Source organism: Streptomyces sp. NPDC047981 (genome assembly GCF_040653315.1).
Lineage (GTDB): Bacteria > Actinomycetota > Actinomycetes > Streptomycetales > Streptomycetaceae > Streptomyces.
This window is the reverse complement of sequence record NZ_JBEZNQ010000153.1, coordinates 1-7,524: the sequence shown is the minus strand read 5'-3', so window position 1 is coordinate 7,524 and position 7,524 is coordinate 1. Positions and strand designations below refer to the sequence as shown.

Sequence of the window (7,524 nt, the reverse complement as noted above, 5' to 3'; positions counted from 1 at the left end):
GCGGCACCCGCACCGGCGGCACCGGCGCCCGCACGCGGGGTGCGGGCCGGCCGGGCCGGGGCCGGGGGAAGCTGGCCCTTCAACGGGCCCCAGTCGTTGGGGTCCGGGACGCCGGGCGGGAGCATCTGACGGCGCTTGGGGCCACCGTGCTCGGACTCCCCCGGCTCCTTCGCGCCCGGCCACGCCTTCGCGACGCGCGCCGCGAGCACGAAGTCCTTGCGCAGCGGATGGCCCTCGAAGCTCTCCGGCAGGAGCAGCGGGACGAGGTTCGGGTGGTCCGTGAAGGCCACGCCGAACATCTCGTGCGTCTCGCGCTCGTGCCACTCCGCGCCCGCGTACACCGGTACCGCCGTCGGCAGCACCGGCGCCTCGTGGCTGACCGTCGTCCGTACGAGGAGACGGCGCACCACGCCGCCCTCCAGGGCCGCCACGTGCGCGCAGACGCGGAAGCCCACGCCCGGCTCGTCCACCGCGCTCAGCCAGTCGAAGTACGTGCAGCCCAGCTTGTCCCGCGCGATCTCGAGCGCGGCGATCCAGGAGCCGACCGGGACGTCCACCGTCAGCAGGTCGTACGCCCGCTCGGCCGTCGCCTCCTCGCCGAAGACCTCGGTCACGGCCTCGGGGAGGGAGTCGTACGCGTTCCCGCTCACTTGTCACCGCCCGGCTCGGGCGCGGCCACCAGGCCGCTGGTCAGCTGGCCGACCGACGGGCCGGAGTACCGCGCCGCCAGGGACTCGCGCGCGATCTTCTCCTGGAGCTTGAGGATGCCCTGCAGCAGCGCCTCGGGACGCGGCGGGCAGCCCGGCACGTACACGTCGACCGGGATGATCTGGTCGACGCCCTTGGTCACCGAGTACGAGTCCCAGTACGGACCGCCGCAGTTCGAGCAGGCGCCGAAGGAGATGACGTACTTGGGCTCCGGCATCTGCTCGTAGAGACGCTTCACCGCCGGCGCCATCTTGTCCGTCACCGTGCCGGAGACGATCATGAGGTCGGCCTGGCGCGGGCCGGGCGCGAAGGGGATCACACCGAGCCGGATGAAGTCGTGGCGGGCCATCGACGCGGCGATGAACTCGATCGCGCAGCAGGCGAGGCCGAAGTTGAAGACCCAGAGGCTGTAGCGGCGGCCCCAGTTCAGGACCACCTTCATCGGCTCCGGCGTCAGACGGGCCAGCGGACCGAGGGTGGGAGCCGGCAGCGGCGTCGGGTTCGGGTTCGGGGTCACGTCCATGTCAGGACGCCCTTCTTGTACGCGTAGAGCAGGCCCACGGCCAGGAAGCCGAGGAAGATGAACATCTCGACCAGCGTCGTCGCGCCGTACCCGGGCGCGGCGAACACGGTCGCCCACGGGAAGAGGAAGATCGAGTCGACGGCGAAGATCACGTACAGGAACGCGTACACGTAGTAGCGGACCTGGGTGTGGGCCCAGCCCTCACCCACGGGGTCGACACCGCACTCGTACGTCAGCAGCTTCTCCGGCGTCGGGACGACCGGTCGCAGCAGCCGGCCCGCGCCGAACGCCACGGCGACGAAGAGCACGCCGATGACGGCGAGGAGACCGACGACGGAGTACGACTCGAAGTAGTCCGACGCGAGTCCGATGCCTGCCCGTACGGTCGGATCCGGCACGTCCACCCCTCGCTTCCTGCCCGCTTCGACGTTCTGTGTTCGGTACGCACGTTCTGTACGCGCGTTCTGTACGCACGGGAGTCTAGGCCCTGCTAAAGATGCCGTAAGCGGTGTGTCACGGGTTGAACAGTGGGGTTACCCCTACTCTCCTTCACCTACGTACCCCATGGCGTGCCGGGCCCGCCGACCGGCACGCTTGGCACATGAACGCCGAGACCGACACCCCGCTGCCGCCCGTCCGCCCCGCGTACGGCCGGCAGACCTGGAAGGAGATCTCCTTCCTCCTCACCAACCTGCTGACCGGCCTGGTCGGTTTCGTCTACACGGTGGCGTCGGTCGCGATCGGCGTCGGTCTCGCCGTCACGGTGGTCGGCCTGCCGCTGCTCGCGTTCGGCCTGACCGGGGCGCGCGGGATCGGCCGGTCCGAACGGGCGCGGGCCCGCGCGCTGCTCGACGTACGCGTGGAGGAGCCCAGCCCGCTCCCCCGCCGGCACGGCTTCCTCAACTGGCTGTGGACAGCGCTGAAGGACCCGGTCGGCTGGCGGACGATGCTGTACGGCTTCATCCGGCTGCCCTGGGGCATCGTGACCTTCGCCGTCACCCTCGTCTCGCTGATCGTGCTCTGGCCGGTGCTCCCGTTCGTGGCGCGCGGTCTGTCCACCGTCGACCGGGTCATGGTGCGCGGGCTGCTGTCGCCCTCGGACGAGTTGGAGCGGCGGATCGCCGAGCTGGAGTCGGACCGGGGCGTGGTCGTGGACACCGCCGCCGCCGATCTGCGCCGCATCGAGCGCGATCTGCACGACGGGGCGCAGGCCCGGCTCGTCGCCCTCGCGATGGGGCTCGGTCTGGCGAAGGAGAAGCTCCTGGAGGACCCGGAGGCCGCGGCGGCGATGGTCGACGAGGCCCACGGCGAGGTGAAGCTCGCGCTCCAGGAACTGCGCGATCTCGCCCGGGGCATCCACCCCGCCGTCCTCACCGACCGCGGCCTGGACGCGGCGCTCTCGTCGATCGCGGCGCGCTGCACCGTCCCGGTGAAGGTGACGGTCGACCTGGCCGAGCGGCCCGCGGAGGCGATCGAGGGCATCGCCTACTTCACCGTCTCCGAGCTGCTGCAGAACGTCTCCAAGCACGCGCGGGCCCGGTCCGCCTCCGTGGACGTCTGGCGGCGCGACGACCGGCTGCTGCTCCAGGTGCAGGACGACGGGAAGGGCGGCGCGCGGCTCGACGGCGGTACCGGAATGGCGGGGCTCGCGGAGCGTCTGGGCGCGGTGGACGGGCTCTTCGTCCTCGACTCGCCCGAGGGCGGCCCGACGACGGTCACGGCGGAACTGCCGTGGCGGGCCAGGCCGACGGGGGCGTAGGCCTGAGCGGGCTGCCGTGCGCCCGCCCCTGGTAGGGAAAACCCCCGGGCGGAGACGCCCACCTCCCTCATGGTCCCGGGGACGCCCGCGCGGAACCCTTGTGTCGTACCCCTGACGCCCCTCCCCCGAGCAGAAACGGACCACCGCGATGGCCGCCTCCTTCCGTCTTCCCGCCGCGATCCGCGCGCCGTTCGAGGCCCGCACCTGGCGCGAGTTCGGCTATCTGGCGCTCGGGCTGCCGCTCAGCTGCTTCTACTTCGCCTTCTCCATCGCCCTCGTCGCGGCGGGAGCCGGTCTCCTGGTGACCTTCCTCGGCATCCCGGTCCTGGCCGGCGCCCTGGCGCTCTGCCGGGGCTTCGGCGCCGTGGAACGGGCCCGGGCGCGCGGGCTGCTCGGTCTCGACGTGGCACCTCCCGAGCCGGCCCGGGGCCGTACCGGCGGGGCCCTGTCGTGGATGGGGGCGACGCTGAAGAGCGGCGCGTCCTGGCGGCACCTGCTGTACGCGCTCCTGTACATGCCGTGGGCGATCTTCGCGTTCACGGTCTCGGTGGCCTTCTGGATGTACGGCTGGGCCATGTTCACGTACCCGCTCTGGCAGTGGGTCTTCCCGCTGTACGCGGGGCAGGACGGCATCCAGCTGTACGGCGACCGGACGCACGCCTTCTACCTGGACTCCCCCTTCGAGATCGCCGTGACCAGCGCCGTCGGTCTGCTGTTCGTGCTCGCCGGGCCGTGGATCATCCGCGCGCTGGTCTCGGTGGACCGGCTGATGGTCGCCGGGCTGCTCGGACCGTCGCGGCTCGCGACCCGCGTCACGGAGCTGGAGTCGGACCGGGGCGTGGTCGTCGACACCGCCGCCGCCGACCTGCGCCGCATCGAGCGCGATCTGCACGACGGCGCGCAGGCCCGGCTCGTCGCCCTCGCCATGGATCTGGGGCTCGCGAAGGAGAAGCTCGCGGAGGATCCGCAGGCGGCGGCCCGGATGGTCGACGAGGCGCACGGCGAGGTGAAGACGGCGCTTCAGGAGCTGCGGGACCTGGCCCGGGGCATCCACCCGGCGGTCCTCACCGACCGGGGCCTGGACGCGGCCCTGTCGGCGGTGGCCTCGCGCTGCACGGTCCCGGTCTCGGTGGACGTGGACCTCCCGACCCGGCCCGTGCCGGCGATCGAGGGCATCGCCTACTTCACCGTGTCCGAGCTGCTGCAGAACGTGTCCAAGCACGCGGAGGCGCGGCGCGCCTGGGTGGACGTGTGGCAGGTCGGCGACCGGCTGCTGCTCCAGGTGCGGGACGACGGCCGGGGCGGTGCGGACACCGCGGCGGGCCGGGGCCTCGCCGGTCTCACGGAGCGGCTCGACGCGGTCGACGGGGTCCTGGCCGTGGACTCGCCCGCGGGCGGCCCGACGACGATCACGGCCGAGCTGCCCTGGAGGGCGTGACCCTTCGCACCGGGCGGAGCCGGGCGATCCGCCCCCGAAGGGGCGGCGTAGTGCGATGCTGGAGCCGCAGAGATCAGCGGAACATGGGGGCTTCAGGGTCGTGGAAGACGTGGCGGACAGGGTGCGCGTGGTCATCGCCGAGGATTCAGTGCTGCTCCGCGAGGGCCTGACCCGGTTGCTGACCGACCGGGGGCACGAGGTCGTCGCCGGTGTGGGTGACGGGGAGGCCCTGGTCAAGACCGTGGCCGAGCTGGCGGGCGAGGGCGCGCTGCCGGACGTGGTGGTGGCGGACGTACGGATGCCCCCGACGCACACGGACGAAGGGGTCCGGGCGGCGGTGCGCTTGCGCAAGGATTACCCCGCAGTGGGGGTCCTGGTCCTTTCGCAGTACGTGGAGGAGCAGTACGCCACCGAGCTTCTGGCCGGATCCAGCCGGGGAGTGGGCTATCTCCTGAAGGACCGGGTGGCCGAGGTCCGCGAGTTCGTGGACGCCGTGGTCCGGGTGGCCAGGGGCGGTACGGCGCTCGACCCCGAGGTCGTCCAGCAGCTGCTCGGCCGGAGCCGCAAGCAGGACGTCCTGGCGAACCTCACCCCGCGAGAACGCGAGGTCCTGGGCCTGATGGCGGAGGGCCGGACCAATTCGGCGATCGCGCGGCAGCTCGTCGTGAGCGACGGCGCGGTGGAGAAGCACGTCAGCAACATCTTCCTGAAGCTGGGCCTGTCACCGAGTGACGGGGATCACCGTCGGGTACTCGCCGTGCTGACCTACCTGAACTCCTGATTACCTGACACTCTGTCAGATGGCTGGATTCGGACCTAAGACCTAAGAACGAGCGGAACGCGACTTTCCGGAAGATCCTGGGGGGCGACAGAACGTGACGATTCAGGGCAAGAGGGCATCTCAAAACGAGGTCCACGATGCGAGAAGTCCCGGGGAGGGCCATCCCACCGTCGTAGGGTGGGCCACGGGGCCGGGCGGTTCGCCGTCCGCCCCGCGAGCCTTCTCCCGCCTCTGGCGGAGAGACCCTTGCCGCGAGGGAGGTCCAGTTCAGTGACCAGCCAGGTCAGTAGCGAGGCCGGTGAGGCCCTGGTCGGGGAGCAGCGCAGCGCCCCGGCGGCGCCCCACCACGGCGACGAGAAGGAAGTCCGCCGACTCGATCGGGTGATCATTCGGTTCGCCGGTGACTCCGGTGACGGTATGCAGCTGACGGGTGACAGGTTCACCTCGGAGACGGCGTCGTTCGGGAACGATCTGTCGACGCTGCCGAACTTCCCGGCCGAGATCAGGGCTCCTGCCGGCACGCTGCCGGGTGTCTCCTCGTTCCAGCTGCACTTCGCCGACCACGACATCCTGACCCCGGGTGACGCGCCGAACGTGCTGGTCGCGATGAATCCGGCGGCGTTGAAGGCGAACATCGACGATGTGCCGCGGGGCGGCGAGATCATCGTGAACACCGATGAGTTCGCCAAGCGGGCGATGGCGAAGGTGGGCTACGCGACGTCTCCGCTGGAGGACGGTTCGCTGGACGCCTACCGGGTGCATCCGGTGCCGTTGACGACGCTGACGATCGAGGCGCTGAAGGACTTCGGGCTTTCGCGGAAGGAGGCCGAGCGGAGCAAGAACATGTTCGCGCTCGGGCTGCTGTCCTGGATGTACCACCGGCCCACCGAGGGCACCGAGACCTTCCTGCGGCAGAAGTTCGCGAAGAAGCCGCAGATCGCCGAGGCGAACGTGGCCGCGTTCCGCGCCGGCTGGAACTTCGGCGAGACGACCGAGGACTTCGCCGTCTCCTACGAGGTCGCACCCGCGACCAGCGCCTTCCCGACCGGCACCTACCGGAACATCTCCGGGAACCTGGCCCTGTCCTACGGCCTGATCGCCGCCTCCCGCCAGGCCGACCTGCCGCTGTATCTGGGTTCGTACCCGATCACTCCGGCGTCGGACATCCTGCACGAGCTGTCGCGTCACAAGAACTTCGGTGTGCGCACGTTCCAGGCCGAGGACGAGATCGCCGGCATCGGCGCGGCGCTGGGCGCGGCGTTCGGCGGCTCCCTCGCGGTCACCACCACCTCAGGGCCGGGTGTGGCACTGAAGTCGGAGACCATCGGGCTCGCGGTGTCGCTGGAACTGCCGCTGCTGATCGTGGACATCCAGCGCGGCGGCCCCTCGACGGGCCTGCCGACCAAGACCGAGCAGGCGGACCTGCTGCAGGCGATGTACGGCCGCAACGGCGAGGCCCCGGTCCCGGTGGTCGCGCCGAAGACGCCCGCGGACTGCTTCGACGCGGCGATCGAGGCCGCCCGGATCGCGCTCACCTACCGCACCCCGGTCTTCCTCCTCTCCGACGGCTACCTCGCCAACGGCTCCGAACCCTGGCGCATCCCCGAGGTGGCGGAACTCCCGGACCTGACCACGGCGTTCGCCACCGGACCGAACCACACCCTGGACGACGGCACCGAGGTCTTCTGGCCCTACAAGCGCGACCCGCAGACCCTGGCCCGCCCCTGGGCCGTGCCCGGCACCCCCGGCCTCGAACACCGCATCGGCGGCATCGAGAAGCAGGACGGCACCGGCAACATCTCCTACGACCCGGCCAACCACGACCTCATGGTCCGCACCCGCCAGGCCAAGATCGACGGCATCGAGGTCCCCGACCTCACGGTCGACGACCCGGACGGCGCGAAGACCCTCGTCCTGGGCTGGGGCTCCACCTACGGACCCATCACCGCCGCCGTCCGCCGGCTGCGCCGCGCCGGGCACCCCATCGCCCAGGCCCACCTGCGCCACCTCAACCCCTTCCCGAGGAATCTCGGAGAGGTCCTCAAGCGTTACGACAAGGTAGTGGTGCCCGAGATGAACCTCGGCCAGCTCGCCATGCTCGTGCGGGCGAAGTACCTGGTCGACGCCCACTCGCACACCCAGGTCAACGGCATGCCGTTCAAGGCCGAGCAGCTCGCTTCGGCCCTCGAGGAGGCCATCGATGAGTGAGACGCTCCTGAACCTCGTGCCGAAGGCCGAAGCGGCGCAGTCGATGAAGGACTTCAAGTCCGACCAGGAAGTGCGCTGGTGCCCCGGCTGCGGTGACTACGCCGTCC

At 70.9% G+C, this 7,524-nt stretch carries 7 protein-coding genes and 1 pseudogene; 5 read left to right on the top strand and 3 right to left on the bottom strand.

Features of this window, described 5'->3' with window-relative positions; translation table 11 throughout:
* The 3 genes from AB0E14_RS38760 to AB0E14_RS38750 all read right to left on the bottom strand — a co-directional run.
* Nucleotides 1-650: NADH-quinone oxidoreductase subunit C (locus tag AB0E14_RS38760; protein ID WP_362429965.1), on the bottom strand; the 650-nt coding region annotated here is incomplete at its 3' end.
* Nucleotides 647-1,231, bottom strand: a complete 585-nt coding sequence (locus AB0E14_RS38755) for an NADH-quinone oxidoreductase subunit B family protein (RefSeq protein ID WP_362429962.1) — start codon at nucleotides 1,229-1,231, stop codon at nucleotides 647-649. The genes AB0E14_RS38760 and AB0E14_RS38755, both read right to left, overlap by 4 nt.
* On the bottom strand, nucleotides 1,222-1,629 hold the full coding sequence (locus tag AB0E14_RS38750) for an NADH-quinone oxidoreductase subunit A (protein ID WP_362429959.1): 408 nt from the start codon (nucleotides 1,627-1,629) through the stop codon (nucleotides 1,222-1,224). Before AB0E14_RS38750 ends, AB0E14_RS38755 begins: the two co-directional genes overlap by 10 nt.
* A gap of 203 nt (nucleotides 1,630-1,832) precedes the next feature.
* Between AB0E14_RS38750 and AB0E14_RS38745 the strand changes: the two genes are divergently transcribed.
* The 5 genes and pseudogenes from AB0E14_RS38745 to AB0E14_RS38725 form a co-directional block, all read left to right on the top strand.
* Nucleotides 1,833-2,990 (top strand): sensor domain-containing protein, encoded by a 1,158-nt coding sequence (locus AB0E14_RS38745; RefSeq protein WP_362429956.1) that lies wholly within the window; start codon nucleotides 1,833-1,835, stop codon nucleotides 2,988-2,990.
* A gap of 148 nt (nucleotides 2,991-3,138) precedes the next feature.
* On the top strand, nucleotides 3,139-4,428 hold the full coding sequence (locus AB0E14_RS38740; RefSeq protein WP_362429953.1) for a sensor domain-containing protein: 1,290 nt from the start codon (nucleotides 3,139-3,141) through the stop codon (nucleotides 4,426-4,428).
* Between the two features lie 121 nt (nucleotides 4,429-4,549).
* On the top strand, nucleotides 4,550-5,209 hold the full coding sequence (locus AB0E14_RS38735; protein ID WP_362429968.1) for a response regulator transcription factor: 660 nt from the start codon (nucleotides 4,550-4,552) through the stop codon (nucleotides 5,207-5,209).
* A gap of 270 nt (nucleotides 5,210-5,479) precedes the next feature.
* Complete coding sequence (locus tag AB0E14_RS38730; RefSeq protein WP_362429950.1) at nucleotides 5,480-7,417, top strand: 2-oxoacid:acceptor oxidoreductase subunit alpha; 1,938 nt, start codon at nucleotides 5,480-5,482, stop codon at nucleotides 7,415-7,417.
* Nucleotides 7,410-7,524 (top strand): annotated as a pseudogene (locus AB0E14_RS38725) (2-oxoacid:ferredoxin oxidoreductase subunit beta); the annotation flags it as partial. The gene AB0E14_RS38730 and the pseudogene AB0E14_RS38725, both read left to right, overlap by 8 nt.